Origin of the sequence: Micromonospora sp. NPDC000442 (genome assembly GCF_042898635.1) — a bacterium.
Taxonomy (GTDB): domain Bacteria; phylum Actinomycetota; class Actinomycetes; order Mycobacteriales; family Micromonosporaceae; genus Micromonospora.
Map to the genome: position 1 here is coordinate 1 of NZ_JBIAYZ010000020.1, position 19,118 is coordinate 19,118.

Genomic DNA, 19,118 nt, shown 5'->3' on the forward strand with positions numbered 1-19,118 from the left:
CTGAGTACATGGTGCCCTCCGTGGTGGTCACGCTCGACCGGCTACCACTGACCGCCACCGGCAAACTCGACCGGCAGGCGTTGCCGGCGCCGGAGCCGGAGGCGGCGCCGGTGACCCGGAAGGTCAGCCGCACCACCGCGCTCGAGTTCGTCCTCTGCGACGTGTTCGCCGACGTGCTCGGCGTCCCCGAGGTCGGCCTGGAGGACAACTTCTTCACGCTCGGCGGCCACTCGCTGATGGTGGTCACGCTCATCGCGCGGCTGAAGGCGCGCGGTGTGAAGGTCTCCGCGCGGGACGTGTTCAGCGCTCCGACGGTGGCCGGCCTCATCGCTCAGATGAGCCTCTCGTCGCTGCGGAACTCGCTCAGCATGCTCCTACCGATCCGCACCCAGGGAACCCGGCCGCCGCTCTTCTGCATCCATCCGGGCGGCGGCCTCAGCTGGTGCTACATGCCACTGGCGCGGTTCGTCCCGGACGACATTCCGCTGTACGGCCTGCAACCGCGCGGCCTCGACGGAACGGGCGCGCTGTTCGGCTCTATCGAGGAGATGGCCGCCGGATACATCGAACAGATCCGCCAGCTGCAACCGGCCGGCCCCTACCACCTGCTCGGTTTCTCCTTCGGCGGGGCCGCCGCGCACGAGATCGCCGTCCAACTGGAAGCCGCAGGCGAGCAGGTCGCCCTCGTGATCATGGACACCTACCCCGGTGCCCCGGAGGCCGAGGAACTTCCCGAGCGGGACCCGGAAACCGAGATCGACGAGATGGCTGCGCGCGTACGGGGGGAGACCGCGGCACTTTTCCGTGATATGCCGGACGAGACATTGCGGCCGGTCGTCCGGGCGGCGCTGAACAACCGGCAGATACGCGACCGGCACGAGCATCGGGTGTTCGGTCAGGATCTGTTGATCTTCGTGGCGAACAATTCCCGCGACAGCGGGTTCGGCCGGCTCCAATGGGAGCCCTACGTGCGCGGCTCGATCACCGAGGTCATCGTGGACTGCGACCACTCCGACCTGGTCCTGCCCGAGACGCTGGGCCAGGTCTGGGCGGCCACCGAGGCGTGGTTGGCGCGCACCGCCTGACGGTGTTCAACTGCGCGGGCGCGCCGGTTGTACGCCACTGAATTAGAGCAACATTGACGGGCCTGTTCGGCTGCGCTGAAATGGGTGCGGCGCGACGACTAGGTGTTTCCTGCGGAGGGAAAGCGGATGGGCGACATGAATGAGCCGAGGTTTCTACGCTCGAATGCGATAATTGAGCCTTTGGTCGATCGGTTCTATGCGTGGCTTTACATAGTCGCCCCGGTCCAGGCCTCGATGAATCTCGCAAACGTTCAGGTTCCGCTGCTGGAGTCGTACCTCCACGCCCCGAAGGTGCATGTGGCGGCCAGCGTCAACCCGGAGCTGCGGGGCGGATACTTCGTCAACATCGAAGAGGAGCGCAGCACCGAGATCGCCGAGCTTCTCGACATCATCAAGCGCGACCGGGCCGACATGCTGAACTTCGCGGCCGCGATCGCCGACGCCGAGGAGCTGCTGCGGCAGGGCGCGACCGGCTTCGACCTCACCCCGTTCTATCCCAAGCTGCCGGCTGCTCTGAACGGGCTCGTGGAGCTGGCCTACGACACCAGCAACCAGGCGTCGATGCACTACATCGAGCCGCTGACGTATCGAAGCCCGATATACGACGTACGCCGTCAGTCGGTGCAGTTGTCCCTCGACACCGGCGTCGAGCGCCCGTTCATCCTGAGTACCCCGCGGCTGCCGGGTCCGGACGTCATCGACCTTCCGCACAGCTTTACGCATCCGGGCCTCGACGAGTACTTCCGGGCGCGCACGCAGCCGACGACGCTGGCGAAGCTGCGCGAGGCGCTCGAGCTGAACGACGCGCAGGCGGTGCAGTTGGACCGGCTGCTCGCGCCGGCGCCGAGCCTGGCGCCCGACCGGCACATCGAGCGCGGCGGCCGGATCCGCTACTTCGGGCACGCCTGCCTCGTCCTGCAGACGCCGGAGGCGTGCATCGTCACCGACCCGTTCATCAGCACCGACAACCGGCACGGCGACCGGTACACGCTGGACGACCTGCCGGACCACATCGACTACGTGGTCATCACGCACGGGCACCAGGACCACATCGTGCTGGAGACCCTGATGATGCTGCGCCCGCGGGTGGACGCGGTGGTGGTGCCGAAGTCCTCCCGGGGCAACCTGGCCGACCCGTCGATCGCGTTGTACCTGCGGCACGCCGGCTTCAACGTCATCGAGGTCGACGACTTCGACGAGGTGCCGCTGCCCGGCGGGCGGCTGGTGGCCACGCCGTTCCTCGGCGAGCACGCCGATCTTGACATCCGCGCGAAGTCGACGTACTGGGTGCAGATCGCCGGCGCGTCCGTCTACATCGGCGCCGACTCGTCCGGCATCGACCCGGTCCTCTACCGGTACGTACGCGAGCACCTCGGCAAGATCGACCTCGCGTTCCTCGGCATGGAGTGCGACGGCGCGCCCCTCACCTGGCTGTACCAGGGTCTGCTGACCCGCCCGGTGACGAAGAAGATGAGCGACTCGCGCAAGCTGTCCGGCTCCAACGCGGCTCAGGCGGCGGCGATCCTGCAGGAACTGGGCGCCGACGAGGCCTACATCTACGCGATGGGCGAGGAAAGCTGGCAGGGGCACGTGATGGCGACGTCGTACAACGCCGACTCGTACCAGCTCCAGCAGATCGACGAGTTCCTCACCTGGTGCAAGGACCACGGCATCTCCGCCGAGCACCTGTTCAACAAGCGCGAGTGGGTCTGGTAGCCGACCGCCATGCCGCAACTGACCGCCAACGGCATCCGGATCGCCTACCAGCGGTCCGGATCCGGCGAGAACGTCCTGATGATCATGGGATCGGGCGCGGCCGGGCACGTCTGGTCGACCTACCAGACGCCGGCGCTGCACCGGGCGGGATACCACACGATCACGTTCAACAACCGTGGCATCCCGCCCACCGACGCGCCCGAGGGCCGGTACACGCTGAACCAGATGGTGGGCGACACGCGGGGTCTCATCGAGGCACTGGGTCTCGGCCCCTGCCGGATCGTCGGCTACTCGCTCGGCGCGATGATCGCCCAGGAACTCGCGGTCAAGTGGCCCGGGCTGGTGCGCAGCGCGGTGCTGGTGGCCACGCGCAGCCGGCCGGACGTCCTCCGGAGCGCCCAGATGGCCGCCGAGCGAGCATTGCAGGAGAGCGGCCTCAAGCTCCCGCGGAGCTACGCCGCCGTGACCACGGCGTTGCAGATGCTGTCGCCGGCGACCCTGAACGACGACGCGGTCGTGTCGTCGTGGCTGGAGGTGCTGGAACTGGCCGGCGAGACCGGCGCGGCCGGCCAGACCTTCGTCGACCTGTCCACCGACCGGCGCGCCATGCTGCGCGCCGTCACCGCCCCGTGCCGGGTCATCGCATTCTCCGACGACCTCATCGCGCCACCGCATCTCGGCGCCGAGGTCGCTGAGGCAATCCCGAACAGTGACTATGTGGAGATTCCCCAGTGCGGCCACCTTGGCCATCTGGAACGCCCGGACGAGGTGAACGCGGCGATCATCGAGTTTCTCGACAAGTACTAGTCGCTCCGCACGAATCAAAGGATGGATTACGTGTCCAAGAGAGGCGACAGGGTTCGCCCCGGCACATTCAAGCGGGGCTTCCGATACCTGAAGCGCTATCGCTTTCTGGTGGTGCTACTGCTTCTGATGACGGCGGTGCACGCGGCCATCACCGCGCTGACCCCGCTGATTCTCAAATACATCATCGACGACGGCATCATCCCCGGGGAACTGTCTGTCGTCACGACGCTGGCCCTGCTCTTCGTGGGGCTCGCCGTGGTGGACGCCGGGACGATGTTCATCCAGGCCTGGCTGTCCGGCCGGGTCGGCCAGGGGCTGCTCTACGACCTGCGCACCGAGGTGTTCGCGCACGTCCAGCGGCAGCCGCTGGCGTTCTTCCTGCGGACCCAGACCGGCGCGCTGGTCAGCCGGCTCAACACGGATGTGATCGGTGCCCAGGCGGCGGTCACCACCCTGCTGTCCCAGGTGACCTCCACCGTGCTGACGCTCGTCCTGGTGATCGCCACGATGTTCGTGCTGTCCTGGCAGATCACCCTCGCCGTCCTGGTGATGATTCCGTTGTTCATGCTGCCGGCCAAGACGGTCGGGCGGCGGATGCAGCGGCTCACCCGGCGGCAGATGGAGAACGACGCCGAGATGGCGACGCTGATGAACGAACGGTTCAACGTGTCCGGCGCCATGCTCTCGAAGCTCTACGGCGAACCGGACCGGGACGCGAAAACGTTCGCCGGCCGGGCCGCCGACGTGCGGGACATCGCGGTCGTGACGACCGTCTGGGGCCAGTCGATGGCGGCGATCGTCACCGTGCTCACCGCCATCACCCTCGCGCTGGTGTACGGGTTCGGCGGCGGGCTGGCCATCAACGGCGCAATCGAGGTGGGGACCCTGGTGGCCCTCGCGACGCTGCTGCAGCGCCTGTTCGGGCCGATCAACCAACTCTCCAACATCTACAGCCAGTCCGTGGTGGCGCTGGTCAGCTTCGACCGGATCTTCGAGGTCCTGGACCACAAGCCGCTGATCGTGGACCGGCCCGGCGCGCGTGCCCTGCCGGTCGCCGACGTGTCCGCGGGCGGGGCGCCGGACATCGAGTTCGACAACGTCTCGTTCCGCTTCCCGAAGGCGGAGGACGTGTCGCTCGCCTCGCTGGAGTCGATGCCGCCACGATCCGAGTTCGAGCCGCCCGAGTTCGCACCGCCCGTGTCACCCTTGCCGGTCGCGCCGCCGAAGCCGCCGACCGACGCGTGGATCCTGCGCGATGTCAGCTTCCGCGCTCCTGGTGGCAAGCTGACCGCGCTGGTCGGCCCGTCCGGGGCCGGCAAGACGACGCTCACCAACCTGGTCTCCCGGCTCTACGAGCCGGTGTCCGGCACGGTGCGCGTCGGCGGCGAGGACATCCGCGACATCAGCCTGCGCTCACTGGCCGCGAACATCGGCGTGGTCACCCAGGACCCGCACCTGTTCCACGAGAGCCTAAGAGCCAATCTGCTGTACGCCCGTCCGGACGCGACGGAGCGAGAGCTGATTGAGGCCTGCGACGCGGCCCGGGTGTGGGACGTCATCTCGACGCTTCCGGACGGCCTCAACACGATGGTCGGCGAGCGGGGCTACCGGCTGTCCGGCGGGGAGAAGCAGCGGATCGCGCTGGCCCGGCTGCTCCTCAAATCGCCGCCGGTGGTGGTGCTCGACGAGGCCACCGCGCACCTGGACTCGGAGTCGGAGGCGGCGGTTCAACGGGCGCTCGCCACCGCGCTGGCCGGCCGCACGTCCATCGTGATCGCGCACCGGCTGTCGACGATCCGGCAGGCCGACCAGATTCTGGTGGTCGACGCCGGCCAGATCAGCCAGCGCGGAACACACGACGAACTGCTGGCCAGCGGCGGACTGTATGCGGACCTGTACCGGATCCAGTTCGCCCATCAGAACGAGCCGGTGGCGGCGGCCGACTGACACCCCACCAGAGCGAAACGGTCCCGTGGATGCCTCCACGGGGCCGCTTCGCTCTCGGTGTCAGGCCATCGCGACGAGGACCCGGCGGGTGCCCTCGAACGGCCGCCGGCCGTGCGCGGTGAGCACGTTGTCGATGAGCAGGACGTCGCCGGCCCGCCAGTCCACGTCGACGGCGTTGTCGAGCGCGCGGCGCTGGATATGCTCCACGTACGCGTCCGGGATCGGGCTGCCGTCGGCGAACGTCACGTGCTGCGGGAACTCGCCCGGCTCGAGGATCGCGTACATGTCGGCGGACGCCTTGTCGCCGAGCCCGGCCGGATGCCACTGGTCGGCCTGGTTGAACCAGACCGTGGCGCCGGTGACCGGGTGCGTCGTGACAGCGGCGCGGTGCTGCGTGATGCGCAGCCCGTCCGGGCCCCACTCCCATTCGGCCTCGGACCGGCCGAGGAACTCCTCGACCGCGGCCCGGTCCTCAGTCTCGAAGGTCTGCTGCCAGCTCTTCCCGAAGCCGAACCCGTCATGCAGGTTCTGCACGTAGCGGACGCCGCCGGCGAACGCCTCGCGGACCTCGGCGTCGAGCGAGCCGAGCCACAGCGCGCCGTCCAGCACCGGCGTCGCCCCGCCGCTCTCAGCCGCCTTCTCGCAGAAGAACGCGAGTCGAGCCGGCCACCGGTGGGCGTAGCTGAGTTCGTTGTGCATCGAGATGGTGAACTGCTGCGGGTACTCGGTCGAGGTGTAGAGGTTGCGTCCCACCCGGGTACGCGGCGAGTTGCCGTGGACGTAGGGGAGACGGTTCGGGACGAGCCGGTCGAAGACCGCGTCGATGGACTCCGGTGTGACGTCGAAGTCCCGGAACACCAGCGCCTTCCGGTCGACCAGCAGCTCGGCGAGCCGGGTCGGGCCCAGGTCGTCGAGCCAGCCCGCCAGATCCCTCGTGCCGGCGAATGCGGTGCCGATCTCGTGTGGTCTCCAGGACCGGTCCACCGCTATGGTGTCGTCCATCTAGTCCTCCCATTCGAACTGCCGAATTCCGGCCAGTCTCCCGCGGTCCGGCGGCTGTCCAGAATGGGTGTCCAACTGCGGCGAAGCGTCGGTTGCGCGGTGTGGCGCACGGCGAACCCGTCGGGGGAGTATGACGGCGCAGACGCGGCGTCTGCGGATCAAAGATGGAAAGGCGGGTACGGTGGTGAATCCGTTCGAGGATCCCGACGCTTCGTATCTGGTCCTGGTCAACGACGAGGGCCAGCACTCGCTCTGGCCCAAGTTCATCGACGTGCCGGCCGGATGGAACGTGGTTTTCGGCGAGGCTGGACGCCAGGAGTGTCTGGACTACATCGAAAAGTCGTGGACCGATCTGCGGCCCAAGAGCCTTATTGCTGCGATGGAAAACAACTAGCAGCGAGTTGTGGAAGGGGCCGGGGAAGATTCCCGGCCCCTTCGGTGTTTAGCGCCGCACTCGGTTTCCGGGGGACTCGAAGATAGTGTTCCGGCCATGCGGACGCGGGGATTGTTCGTCAATGGGATAGGCGCATGCGTGCCGGACCGGGTCGCGGTCGCCGACGCCGTCGCCGCCGGGTGGTACGACGCGGAGGATGCCGAGTCGTCCGGCTTCGTGAGCATCGCGGTGGCCGGCGACGTGCCCGCCGTCGACCTGGCGCTTCAGGCGTCCCGCGCCGCGCTCGAGCACGCGAGCGCGCCGGCCGCGTCGCTCAGCCATCTCCTCTACGTCGACGTCTACCACTCCGGTCCGGAGGGCTGGCTCCCGCACTCGTACCTCCAACGGCACCTGGCGGCCGGGCACGTGTTCGCCGCCGGCATCCGGCAGGGCTGTAACGGCATGTTCGGTGCGCTCGCGCTGACCGACGCCGCCCTGCGCACCGCTACGGCCGGCCGGCACGCGCTGGTCGTGGCCGCCGACAACTTCGGCTCGCCGACGCTGGATCGCTGGCGGTGCAACCCCGGCCTGGTGATGGCCGACGGCGCCGGGGCGCTGGTGCTGAGCCGGGAACACGGCATCGCCGAGGTGCTGTCAGTCGGCTCGGTGACGCTGTCCGGCCTGGAGGGCATGCACCGCGGCGCCACGCCGCTGCATCCGGCCGACGCGAGCACCGGGCGCGCACCGGACTTCGACGCGCGGTTCGCCGAGTTCGCCGCATCAGGCGGCCTCGGGCCGGGCAGCGGGCTGGAGTTCGTGCAGCAGTTCATCGGGCTGGTCGACCGGTTGCTCGACGAGGCCGGCGTCGACCTGCGGCAGGTGGCCCGGGTGCTGTTCAACCATGCCGGCCGCGAGGTCGTCGAGGACCGGCTCGGACCGCTGGGCATCAAGCTCGACGACACCACGTGGGAGTTCGGCAGCACGGTGGGCCACGCCGGCGCGGCCGACCACGTCATCGCCGTCGACCATTTGCTGGCCGGTGGGGCGATCGGGCCCGGCGACCACGTGCTGTTGCTCGGTGTCGGGCCCGGCGTCAACATCGCCGGCGCCGTCATGCGGGTGTTTTAGGAGGCTTCATGGAGTTCGGCTGGACACCCGAGCAACGAGCGCGGTACGACACCGCCCTCGCCGCGGCCCGGCAGCGGTTCGCGCCGGAGAGCGGCGCGCCGGGGATCGCACCCGCGGACTGGCGGGCGCTGGGCGAGCTCGGGCTGCTCGGCGCGAGCGTCGAACCCAAGTTCGGCGGCGGCGGTCACGGCGCTCTCGATACCGCGCTGCTGTTCGAGGCGTTCGGCCGCGGCTGCCCCGACACCGGCCTGGTCTTCGCCGCCGCCGCCCACCTCTTCGCGTGCGCGATGCCGATCGCGGAATTCGGCGACGCCCCGCTGAAGGAGCGGCTGCTGCCGGACATGTGCGCGGGGCGTACCGTCGCCGCCAACGCGATGACCGAGCCGGACGCCGGCTCGGACGTCGCGAGGCTGGCCACCACGGCCACCCCGGTCGACGGCGGCTACCTGCTGAACGGTGTGAAGAGCTTCGTCAGCAACGGGCCCCTCGCCGACGTGCTCGTCACCTACGCCACCACCGACCCGGCGGCCGGGCACTTCGCGGTGACCGCGTTCGCGGTCGAGCGCCGTACCGCCGGGATCGGAGTGGGCGAGCCGTTCGGCAAGCTCGGCATGAAGTCGTGCCCGGCCGGCCAGGTCACGTTCACCGACTGCTTCGTGCCCGGAGACCAGGTGCTCGGCGAACGCGGCCAGGGCTCGGTCGTGTTCCAGGAGTCGATGCGCTGGGAGCGCACGTGCCTGTTCGCGCTCTACGTCGGACTCCAGGAACGGCTCGTCGAGCAGGTCATCGAGCACGTCCAGCAGCGCAGCCAGTTCGGGCGGAAGCTGACCGAGTTCCAGTCGGTGACCAACCGCATCGTGGAGATGAAGCTCCGCCTGGAGAGCAGCCGGCTGCTGCTGTACCGCGCCTGCTGGCTGCTCGACCGCGACGAGCCCGGCGCGCTGCCGTCCGCGCTGTCGAAGCTGGCCGTCTCCGAGGCCGCCGTCGCCGGCGCCACCGACGCCGTCCAGGTGCTCGCCGGTCGCGGCTATCTGACCCAGCACGGCTTCGAGGCCGCGCTGCGGGACGCGGTCGGCGGAACGATCTTCTCCGGCACGTCCGACATCCAGCGCCAGATCATCGCCCGCGAGCTCGGGCTCTGACCGCCCTCGTACGCACATCCACCGCCGCTTGCATCGAAAGGCTGCTCCGATGGCCAAACCGGAAAACGACGTTCTGGAGGCGGTGCTCGTGCACTGCTGGGAAACCGCGCTGCGGCGTCGGCCGATCGACGTGCACGACGATTTCTACGCGCTCGGCGGCCATTCGCTGGTGGCCATGAAGATCGCGCACCGGCTGCGGAGCATCTTCGGCCACGAGGTGCCCTACCTGGCGGTGCTGGAGAGCCGCACCATCGCCGCGCTGGCGGGCAACCTGCGGGGCCTGGGGGCGTCCGCAACGGACCTGGACCGGGCCGGGCGCGCATATCTGGACACGCACGACACGAGTGGGCTTGGGGACCGGTGATGGGTGAGCTGCGCGAGTTGACGAGCGGTCAGTGGGGTGTCTGGAACGCCCAGCAACTCGAACCGGACAACGTCGCGTTCAACGTCGCCGAGTACGCCGACATCCGCGGCGACCTGGACGTGGCCGCCTTCATCGCGGCCCTGCGCCACGCGGTGACCGGCGCCGAGGCATGCCGGCTGCGGATCCGGCTGGTAGACGGCGTTCCCCGGCAGTACGTCGGCGACGTCGTCGACCCGGTGCTTGTCGACCTCAGCGCCGAACCCGACCCGCGAGCGGCCGCCGAGGCCGCGATGCGCGCCGATGTCCGGCAGCGGATGGAATTGCTCGACGCCCCGCTGTGCAGCCACGTCCTGTTCGTGCTCGGTCCGCAGCGGTTCCTCTGGTACCAGCGGCTGCACCACCTCATCGTCGACGGGTACAGCCTCGCCCTGTTCGCCACCGCGGTGGCCGACGCGTACGACGCCCTGGCCGGGCTGTCCCCGGCCGGCGGCACCGAACCGTTCTCGGTGCTGATCGACGCCGACCGCGAGTACCGGGAGTCCAGCCGGCCTGCCCGCGACCGCGAGTTCTGGTCCGGCGAGCTGATGGATCTCCCGAACAGCGCCCTCCCGGCCGGCCGGCGCCGGTGGCTGCCGGGCACGGTGGCGCGGCACCGGCACCTGATCGGCGGACCGGTGGCGGCCGGCCTGCGCGCCGCCGCGGCCGGGCTCGGCACCAGCATCGGCGGGCTGGCCATCGCCGCCGGCGCCCTGCACCAGTTCCGCCTCACCGGGGAGCGCGACATCGTGCTCGGCGTCCCCACCCTGGGCCGGGAGACCGCCCGCGAGTTCGCCACCCTGGGCATGGCCGCGAACGTGATGCCGGTGCGGCTCCGGATCGACCCGGGGGAGTCCCGTGCCGGATTCGTGGCCCGCACCTCCCGGACCGTGCTGGCCGCGTTGCGCCACCAGCGATACCGCTACGAGGACATGCTCCGTGACCGCAATGCCGTCGACACCGCCCCGCTGTTCCAGCTGAGCGTCAACGTCATGTCGTTCGACTACCCGAGCCGGTTCGGCGACTGCACCGTCACGATCCGGACCCTGTGCTCAGGCCCGGTCCACGACCTGCGGGTCAACGTCTACGACCGGCCCGGAGTGGCCGAGCTGCACGTCGAGGCCGAGGTCAACGGCGACCGGTACGCAGAAGCCGACGCCGAGCTGCTCTCCCACCGGTTCGCCGCCGCGTTGCAGTCGTTGACCGACGCGGCGCCCGGCGAGCCGGTCAGCAGCACGAGCCTCCTGACCGAGGACGAACGCCGGCGGGTGCTGGTTGAGTGGAATGTGCCGGCTGAGCCGGAGACGGCCATGAACGCGCATGGGTTGTTCGAGGCTCATGTGCAGCGGGCGCCGGATGCGGTTGCGGTGGTGGGTGATGGCGTCGAGTTGACGTATGCGGAGTTGGACGCTCGGGCGAGTCGGCTGGCGGGTTGTCTGCGTGGTCGTGGGGTGGGCGCGGACTCGGTGGTGGCGTTGCTGTTGGAGCGTGGTGTCGATTTTGTGGTCGCGGTGCTGGGTGTGTGGAAGGCGGGTGGGGCGTATCTGCCGGTGGATCCGCGTTACCCGATGGAGCGGATCGAGTTCATGGTCGCCGACAGTGGGGCGAGTCTGTTGGTGACCTCGGGTGTCGAGGTGCCGGGTGTGGCGACGGTCCGTTTGGACGATCCGGCGGTGGTGAGTGGGCCGGAGACGTCGGTGGAGGTGTCCTCGGGTGGCCTCGCCTATGTGATCTACACGTCGGGGTCGACCGGTGTGCCGAAAGGTGTGGCGCTGACGCACGGCGGTGTGGTGAATCTGGCGGCGGCGTTCCAGCAGCGGATGGGTGCGGGGCCGGGGCATCGGGTGTTGCAGTTCGCGTCGATCGGGTTCGACTCGGCGACCTGGGAGGTCGTCAATTCGTTGTGTTCGGGTGCGACTCTTGTGGTCGCGTCGGCGGACGAGTTGTTGCCGGGCGCGGGTCTGGCGGAAGTGGTGGAGCGGCATCAGGTCACGTACGCGTGTCTGCCGCCGGCGGTGCTGGCGCGGCTGGAGTCTACGGATCTGGCGTCGGTGACGGCGTTGATCTCGTCGGGTGAGGCGCTGGGTCCGGAGTTGGTTCGTGGTTGGTCGGCGGGTCGGGCGTTCTTCAATGGCTACGGTCCGACCGAGACCACTGTGGCGGCGGCGACTTCGCAGCCGCTGGCGTCGGGCGACGAGCCGGTGATCGGTACCCCGATCCGCAATACTCGCGCCTACGTCTTGGACAGCACTCTCTCTCCGTCTCCGGTGGGGGTGGCCGGTGAGCTCTACGTGGCCGGCTCGAGCCTTGGCCGCGGCTATATCCAGCGGACGGGGCTGACGGCGCAGCGGTTCGTGGCGTGCCCGTTCGGGTCGGGCGAGCGGATGTACCGCACCGGCGACGTGGTGATGTGGACGGCTGACGGGCAGTTGGCGTTCCTGGGGCGCGCGGACGAGCAGGTGAAGATCCGCGGGTTCCGGGTCGAGCCCGGCGAGGTCCAGGCACTGCTCGGCGCCCACCCGCAGGTGGCCGAGGCCGCGGTCATCGTCCGTGAGGACACCCCCGGCAACAAGCAACTCGTCGCCTACGCTGTCTCCGAGCTCACCGACGGCGAGTTGCTCCAGTACCTGGCGCAGCGACTGCCCGGCTACATGGTCCCCGCGGCGCTGGTCATCCTGGACCGGCTGCCCCTGACCCCCAGCGGCAAACTCGACCGACACTCGATGCCCGCACCCGCCCAGGTGACCGGCTTGGACGCCGACCGAGCGCCGGCCGACGAGCGCGAGGCCGTCCTGTGCGAGGTCTTCGCGCGGGTCCTCGGCCGCGACCGGGTCGGCGTGGACGACGACTTCTTCCGACTCGGCGGACATTCGCTGCTGGCCGTCGAGCTGCTCTCGCAGGTCCGCACCAGGCTCGGCGTGGAGCTGACCATCCGGGCCCTGTTCGAGGCGCCGACCCCGGCCGGGCTGGCCCGGGCCGCGTCGGCCGAGCCGGTGGCCGTACCGGCCGATCTCCTCCTCGGCCTGTCCGAAGCTGACCTCCAGCGGGCGGTGGCCGCCGTCGGCGGCGACGTGGCGCATGTCTATCCGCTGGCGCCGGTGCAGGAAGGCCTGCTCTTCCACCACCTGCTGGCCGCGGGCGGCGACGACCCGTACATCACGGCTTGGATGCTCGAGTTCACGTCGCGCCCGGTGCTCGACCGGCTCGTGGACGCCCTCCAGCACCTGGTGGACCGGCACGACGTCTACCGCACCGCGGTGGTGTGGGACGGGCTGCCCGAGCCCGTGCAGGTCGTGCGCCGGACGGCCACCCTGCCGGTGGTCACCCATGTGCTGGACGCCGACCACCCCGATCCGGCCGGGCGGCTGGTCGAGCTGGCCGGCCCAGCCATGGACCTGCGCCGGCCCCCGCTGATGGACCTGCATCTCACCGAGTCCAGCGGCGGCTGCTGGCTGGCGTACCTGCGCATGCACCACATCGTGCAGGACCAGCAGGGCACCGAGGTGCTCATGCGCGAGCTGCGGGAGATCCTGGCCGGGCGCGGCGACCAACTCCCGCCGACGCTGCCGTTCCGGGACTTCGTCGCCCGGGCCCGCAGCATCCCGCAGGCGGAACACGAACGGTTCTTTGCCGGGTTGCTCGGCGACGTCGAGGAGCCGACCGCCCCGTACGGCCTGATGGACGTCCGCGGCGACGGCCCGGACCCCGTGACCGGGGTGGTGGCGGTGCCGGACGACGTCGTCGACCGGCTGCGCGACGTGTCCCGGCGGCTCGGCGTCAGCGCGGCGACGGTCCTGCACGTCGCCTGGGGCCGGGTCGTGGCGGCGCTGTCCGGCCGCGACGACGTCGTGTTCGGCACGGTGCTGTCCGGGCGGATGACCGCCGGCTTCGGCGCGGACCGGGTGGTCGGTCCGTTCATCAACACGCTTCCGGTGCGGGTGCAGACTGGCCGCCTCGGCGTGCGGGCCGCGATCGAGGGCATGCGCGCCCAGTTGGCCGCGCTGGTCGAGCATGAGCACGCGCCGCTCGCCACCGCGCAGCAGGCCAGCGGCGTCGGCGAGAACACGCCGCTGTTCACGTCGCTGTTCAACTACCGCTTCATCGAGCACGAGGACCGGGACCGCGACGGCGAGGACATCTGGGACCGGGCGGTCGAGGGCGTACGCACCGTGCGCGTCCACGACCGCACCAACTACCCGCTGGCGGTGGCCGCGGACGACTTCGGCGGCGGCGGGCTGAGCCTGCGGGTGCAGGCGATCGCGCCGATCGACCCTGACGAGGTGGGCCGGCTCCTGAACACTGCACTCGCGACCGTGCTCACCGCGGTGGACGACCGGCCGGCCACGCCGCTGCACTTGGTCGACGTCCTCGATTCGGCCCAGTTGAACCGCTTGCTGGTTGAGTGGAATGTGCCGGCTGAGCCGGAGACGGCCATGAACGCGCATGGGTTGTTCGAGGCTCATGTGCAGCGGGCGCCGGATGCGGTTGCGGTGGTGGGTGATGGCGTCGAGTTGACGTATGCGGAGTTGGACGCTCGGGCGAGTCGGCTGGCGGGTTGTCTGCGTGGTCGTGGGGTGGGCGCGGACTCGGTGGTGGCGTTGCTGTTGGAGCGTGGTGTCGATTTTGTGGTCGCGGTGCTGGGTGTGTGGAAGGCGGGTGGGGCGTATCTGCCGGTGGATCCGCGTTACCCGATGGAGCGGATCGAGTTCATGGTCGCCGACAGTGGGGCGAGTCTGTTGGTGACCTCGGGTGTCGAGGTGCCGGGTGTGGCGACGGTCCGTTTGGACGATCCGGCGGTGGTGAGTGGGCCGGAGACGTCGGTGGAGGTGTCCTCGGGTGGCCTCGCCTATGTGATCTACACGTCGGGGTCGACCGGTGTGCCGAAAGGTGTGGCGCTGACGCACGGCGGTGTGGTGAATCTGGCGGCGGCGTTCCAGCAGCGGATGGGTGCGGGGCCGGGGCATCGGGTGTTGCAGTTCGCGTCGATCGGGTTCGACTCGGCGACCTGGGAGGTCGTCAATTCGTTGTGTTCGGGTGCGACTCTTGTGGTCGCGTCGGCGGACGAGTTGTTGCCGGGCGCGGGTCTGGCGGAAGTGGTGGAGCGGCATCAGGTCACGTACGCGTGTCTGCCGCCGGCGGTGCTGGCGCGGCTGGAGTCTACGGATCTGGCGTCGGTGACGGCGTTGATCTCGTCGGGTGAGGCGCTGGGTCCGGAGTTGGTTCGTGGTTGGTCGGCGGGTCGGGCGTTCTTCAATGGCTACGGTCCGACCGAGACCACTGTGGCGGCGGCGACTTCGCAGCCGCTGGCGTCGGGCGACGAGCCGGTGATCGGTACCCCGATCCGCAATACTCGCGCCTACGTCTTGGACAGCACTCTCTCTCCGTCTCCGGTGGGGGTGGCCGGTGAGCTCTACGTGGCCGGCTCGAGCCTTGGCCGCGGCTATATCCAGCGGACGGGGCTGACGGCGCAGCGGTTCGTGGCGTGCCCGTTCGGGTCGGGCGAGCGGATGTACCGCACCGGCGACGTGGTGATGTGGACGGCTGACGGGCAGTTGGCGTTCCTGGGGCGCGCGGACGAGCAGGTGAAGATCCGCGGGTTCCGGGTCGAGCCCGGCGAGGTCCAGGCACTGCTCGGCGCCCACCCGCAGGTGGCCGAGGCCGCGGTCATCGTCCGTGAGGACACCCCCGGCAACAAGCAACTCGTCGCCTACGCTGTCTCCGAGCTCACCGACGGCGAGTTGCTCCAGTACCTGGCGCAGCGACTGCCCGGCTACATGGTCCCCGCGGCGCTGGTCATCCTGGACCGGCTGCCCCTGACCCCCAGCGGCAAACTCGACCGACACTCGATGCCCGCACCCGCGTACCCGGACGACGCCGGGTCCGGACGCGGCCCGGCGACCGTACGGGAGGAACTTCTCTGCTCGATGTTCGCCGAGGTCTGCGGCCTCACGCGGGTCGGCGTCGACGACGACTTCTTCCGGCTCGGCGGGCACTCTCTGCTCGCTGTGCGGCTGGTGTCGCGGATCCGGGTGGTGCTCGACGTCGAAGTGCCGCTACGGCAACTGTTCGCGACGCCGACGGTGGCCGGGCTGGCGCACTGGCTCGCGGTGGGCGACGTGGACCGCGCCCGGCTGGCGCTGCGTGCGACCGAGCGGCCGCAGCGCATCCCGCTGTCGTTTGCCCAGCGGCGGCTGTGGTTCCTCGGCCAGTTGCAGGGCTCGAACCCGAGCTACAACATGCCGATGGTGATCCGGCTCGGCGGCCCGCTGGACGAGGCCGCGCTGGACAAGGCGCTGCTCGACGTGATCGTCCGGCACGAGTCGCTGCGCACGGTGTTTCCGTCCGTCATGGGCGAGCCCTATCAGCAGATCATCGAACCGGCCGGTCTCACCTCGGTGCTGACCCGGGTGCCGAACCAGCGCACCCACACCGATTTGCGCTTCCCGAGCTTCGCCGGGATGGCGGACCTGCCGTCGCTGGCGATCGATGTGGTCGAGCCGGCCACCGACCTCTCGCCCGTTGCGCTCGCCGTCGCCGACCTGTCCGACGCGGTGGTCGGCGTGACGCGGTACGAGTTCGACGTGTCCGCCGAACTGCCGATCCGGGCCTGGCTGTTCGAGGTCGCGCCGGACGATCGGGTGCTCGTCCTGGTGCTGCACCACATTGCCGACGACGGGCTGTCGATCGGCCCGCTGGTCCGGGACCTGTCGGCGGCGTACGCGGCCCGGCAGCACGGCAACGTGCCACTGTGGGAGCCGTTGCCGGTGCAGTACGCAGACTACGCGCTCTGGCAGCGGGAGCTGCTCGGTGACCCGGAGGATCCGGCCAGCCTGATGTCGCAGCAGACCGACTACTGGCGGCAGACCCTGTCCGGCATGCCGGAGGAGTTGGCGTTGCCGGTGGACCGGCCCCGCCCGGCGGTCGCGAGTCACCGCGGGCACAGCGTGCCGGTGCATGTCCCGGCGGAGGTGCACCAGCGTCTGGTGGATCTGGCCCGGACCGAGGGCGCGACCCCGTTCATGGTGCTCCAGGCGGCGCTCGCGGTGTTGTTCTCCCGGCTCGGCGCCGGTCCCGACATTCCGATCGGGTCGGCCGTGGCGGGGCGCACCGACGACGCCCTCAACCACCTGGTGGGTTGCTTTGTCAATTCGCTGGTGATCCGCACCGACCTCACCGGCGACCCAGAGTTCCGGCAGGTGCTGACCCGGGTGCGGGACGCCACGCTGGGTGCACTGGCGCACCAGGACGTCCCGTTCGAGCGGCTGGTGGAGGAGCTCGCGCCGTCCCGGTCGCTGGCCCGGCACCCGCTCTTCCAGGTGATCCTCACGATCCTCAACCCGATGACCGCGGGGCGGACGACCGACGACACCCCGGAGTTCGCCGGCGTCGAGTCGACTGCGTTGTTCGCCGGCAAGCAGGCCGCGAAGTTCGACCTGGACGTGCTGGTCGGTGAGACCTTCGACGCGTCCGGCCGCCCGGCCGGGCTGTACGGCGCGGTGACCGCTTCGGCGGACCTGTTCGACACCTCGACCGTCGAGCGGATCGTCGGCTGGTTCGCGCATGTGCTCGACGTGGTGACCGCGACGCCCGACCTGCGGCTGCATGAGGTCGAGGTGCTGGACCCGGCCGAGCGGTTGCTGGTCCTGCACGGCTGGAACGACACCACCGCGGCGGTACCGGCGGCGACGTTCGGCGAGATGTTCCGCGATCGCGTCGAGTCCACTCCCGACGCCGTCGCAGTGGTGTCCGGCGGCGTGGAGCTGACCTACGCGGATCTCGACGCCCGGGCCGATCGCCTGGCGTGGTACCTGCGCGAGCAGGGTGTCGGCGTGGACTCGGTGGTCGGGCTGTGCTTGCCGCGCGGGGTGGAGATGATCGGGGCGATCCTCGGCGTCTGGAAGGCCGGTGCGGCGTACCTGCCGGTCGATCCGGCGCTGCCGGTGGAGCGGATCTCGTTCATGCTGGCCGACAGCCGGGCGACGTTGCTGATGGGCGTCGAGGACGTGCTCGACGACCTGCCGGCGGGCCTGGTCCGGCTGGTGGCGCTCGACGATCCGATGGTGCGGGCCGTGCTCGCCGCAGCGCCGGCATCGGTGCCCGACGTGCCGGTGGACGGCCGCAACCTGGCCTACGTGATGTACACGTCCGGCTCGACCGGCGTCCCCAAGGGCGTGGCGGTGACGCACGGATCGCTGGCGAACTACGTGATCAGCGCATCGGCGCGGCTCGGCTGGTCCGGCGCTGGCACCCGGTACGGGCTCTTCCAGCCGCAGGTCACCGACCTGGGCAACACGGTGGTCTTCGTCAGCCTGATGACCGGCGGCCAGTTGCACGTGCTCGACGAGGGCGCGGTGGTGAACCCGGACGCGGTGGCCGACTATCTGGTGACGCACCGGATCGACTGCGTCAAGGCGGTCCCGTCACACCTGATGGCGCTGTCGGCCGGCCGTGGCATGGACGGCATCCTGCCGGCCCGGTCGCTGGTGCTGGGCGGCGAGGCGGCGCCCGCAGCGTGGCTGGGCGAACTGCTGGCGGCGGCCGCGGAGCATGGCACGAAGGTCTTCAACCACTACGGTCCGACCGAGACCACCATCGGTGTGGCCACCACCGAACTGACCGCGGTGGGGCTCACCGGTGAGGTGGTGCGGGCCGGCACGGCGATCATGAACACCCGGTTCTTCGTGCTCGACGGCGGCCTGGCACCGGTGCCGGTCGGCGTCGTCGGCGAGCTGTACGTCTCCGGTGACGGACTGGCGCGCGGTTACGTGGGCCGGGCCGACCTGACGGCGGAGCGGTTCGTCGCCTGCCCCTTCGGCACCGGCGAGCGGATGTACCGGACCGGCGACCTGGTGCGGTGGACCGCCGACGGGCAGGTGGTGATCGTCGGCCGGGCCGACGACCAGATCAAGGTGCGTGGTTACCGGATCGAGCCGGGCGAGGTCGAGAACACGTTGCGCAGCCACCCTGCGGTGGTGCAGGCGGCGGTGATTGCCCGGGAGGACAACGTCGGCGACAAACGGCTTGTCGCCTACATCGTGGCGGCCGACGGCGACACCGACGCGGACGGCGAGCTGGTCTCCTCCGTCCGCAAGTTCGTCGCCCAGCGCCTGCCGGACCACCTGGCGCCGGCCTCGGTGGTCGTCCTGACCGCCATTCCGTTGACCGCCAGCGGCAAACTCGACCGCAACGCGCTGCCCGCCCCGAGCGCGGTGGGCGCCGGTGTGACCCGGCGGGCACCGACAACACCGGACGAGGAGAAGCTGTGCGAGGCGTTCGCCCACATCCTCGGCGTCGACTCGGTGGGGCTGGACGACGGCTTCTTCGACCTGGGCGGGCACTCGTTGCTCGCGGTGCGGCTCATCTCCCGGATCCGGGCCACGCTCGGTGTGGAGGTGGACATCCAGGTGCTCTTCGATGCGCCGACCGTGGCGCTGCTGGTGGGTCACCTCGGCGCGCGCTCGGAACGGCCGGCGCTGCGGCCGATGCGGCGGGACTGAGCCGGGTGAGCACCAAACCCG

Annotated in this window: 10 protein-coding genes; 9 read left to right on the top strand and 1 reads right to left on the bottom strand. The window is 70.1% G+C overall.

Annotated features, from left to right (window positions below):
• The 4 genes from ACFY2A_RS25040 to ACFY2A_RS25055 form a co-directional block, all read left to right on the top strand.
• A partial coding sequence (locus ACFY2A_RS25040; RefSeq protein ID WP_387175042.1) for an alpha/beta fold hydrolase occupies positions 1-1,085 on the top strand: 1,085 nt, incomplete at its 5' end.
• A gap of 135 nt (positions 1,086-1,220) precedes the next feature.
• Positions 1,221-2,801, top strand: coding sequence for an MBL fold metallo-hydrolase (locus ACFY2A_RS25045; protein WP_387175165.1), 1,581 nt, complete (start codon positions 1,221-1,223; stop codon positions 2,799-2,801).
• A 9-nt stretch (positions 2,802-2,810) separates the two neighbouring features.
• Positions 2,811-3,608 (top strand): alpha/beta hydrolase, encoded by a 798-nt coding sequence (locus ACFY2A_RS25050; RefSeq protein ID WP_363920215.1) that lies wholly within the window; start codon positions 2,811-2,813, stop codon positions 3,606-3,608.
• 108 nt (positions 3,609-3,716) lie between these two features.
• Entirely contained in the window at positions 3,717-5,555 is a 1,839-nt protein-coding gene (locus ACFY2A_RS25055) for an ABC transporter ATP-binding protein (protein ID WP_363920213.1), read from the top strand.
• A gap of 60 nt (positions 5,556-5,615) precedes the next feature.
• Here ACFY2A_RS25055 and ACFY2A_RS25060 read toward each other — a convergent pair whose 3' ends face one another.
• The gene (locus tag ACFY2A_RS25060; RefSeq protein WP_363920211.1) at positions 5,616-6,557 is read right to left on the bottom strand and encodes a TauD/TfdA family dioxygenase; all 942 of its coding nucleotides are present in this window, start codon (positions 6,555-6,557) and stop codon (positions 5,616-5,618) included.
• A 181-nt stretch (positions 6,558-6,738) separates the two neighbouring features.
• On the opposite strand from ACFY2A_RS25060, the gene ACFY2A_RS25065 reads away from it, so the two are divergent.
• From ACFY2A_RS25065 to ACFY2A_RS25085, 5 genes are all read left to right on the top strand, one after another.
• Entirely contained in the window at positions 6,739-6,951 is a 213-nt protein-coding gene (locus ACFY2A_RS25065) for an MbtH family protein (protein ID WP_387175167.1), read from the top strand.
• Positions 6,952-7,047: 96 nt separating this feature from the next.
• A complete protein-coding gene (locus ACFY2A_RS25070) occupies positions 7,048-8,058 on the top strand; it encodes a ketoacyl-ACP synthase III family protein (RefSeq protein WP_387175045.1) in 1,011 nt (336 codons plus the stop codon).
• Between the two features lie 8 nt (positions 8,059-8,066).
• Positions 8,067-9,200, top strand: coding sequence for an acyl-CoA dehydrogenase family protein (locus tag ACFY2A_RS25075; RefSeq protein WP_387175047.1), 1,134 nt, complete (start codon positions 8,067-8,069; stop codon positions 9,198-9,200).
• A gap of 49 nt (positions 9,201-9,249) precedes the next feature.
• On the top strand, positions 9,250-9,564 hold the full coding sequence (locus tag ACFY2A_RS25080; protein WP_363920205.1) for a phosphopantetheine-binding protein: 315 nt from the start codon (positions 9,250-9,252) through the stop codon (positions 9,562-9,564).
• The gene (locus ACFY2A_RS25085; protein ID WP_387175049.1) at positions 9,564-19,097 is read left to right on the top strand and encodes an amino acid adenylation domain-containing protein; all 9,534 of its coding nucleotides are present in this window, start codon (positions 9,564-9,566) and stop codon (positions 19,095-19,097) included. Before ACFY2A_RS25080 ends, ACFY2A_RS25085 begins: the two co-directional genes overlap by 1 nt.
• The last annotated feature ends 21 nt before the right edge of the window (positions 19,098-19,118 follow it).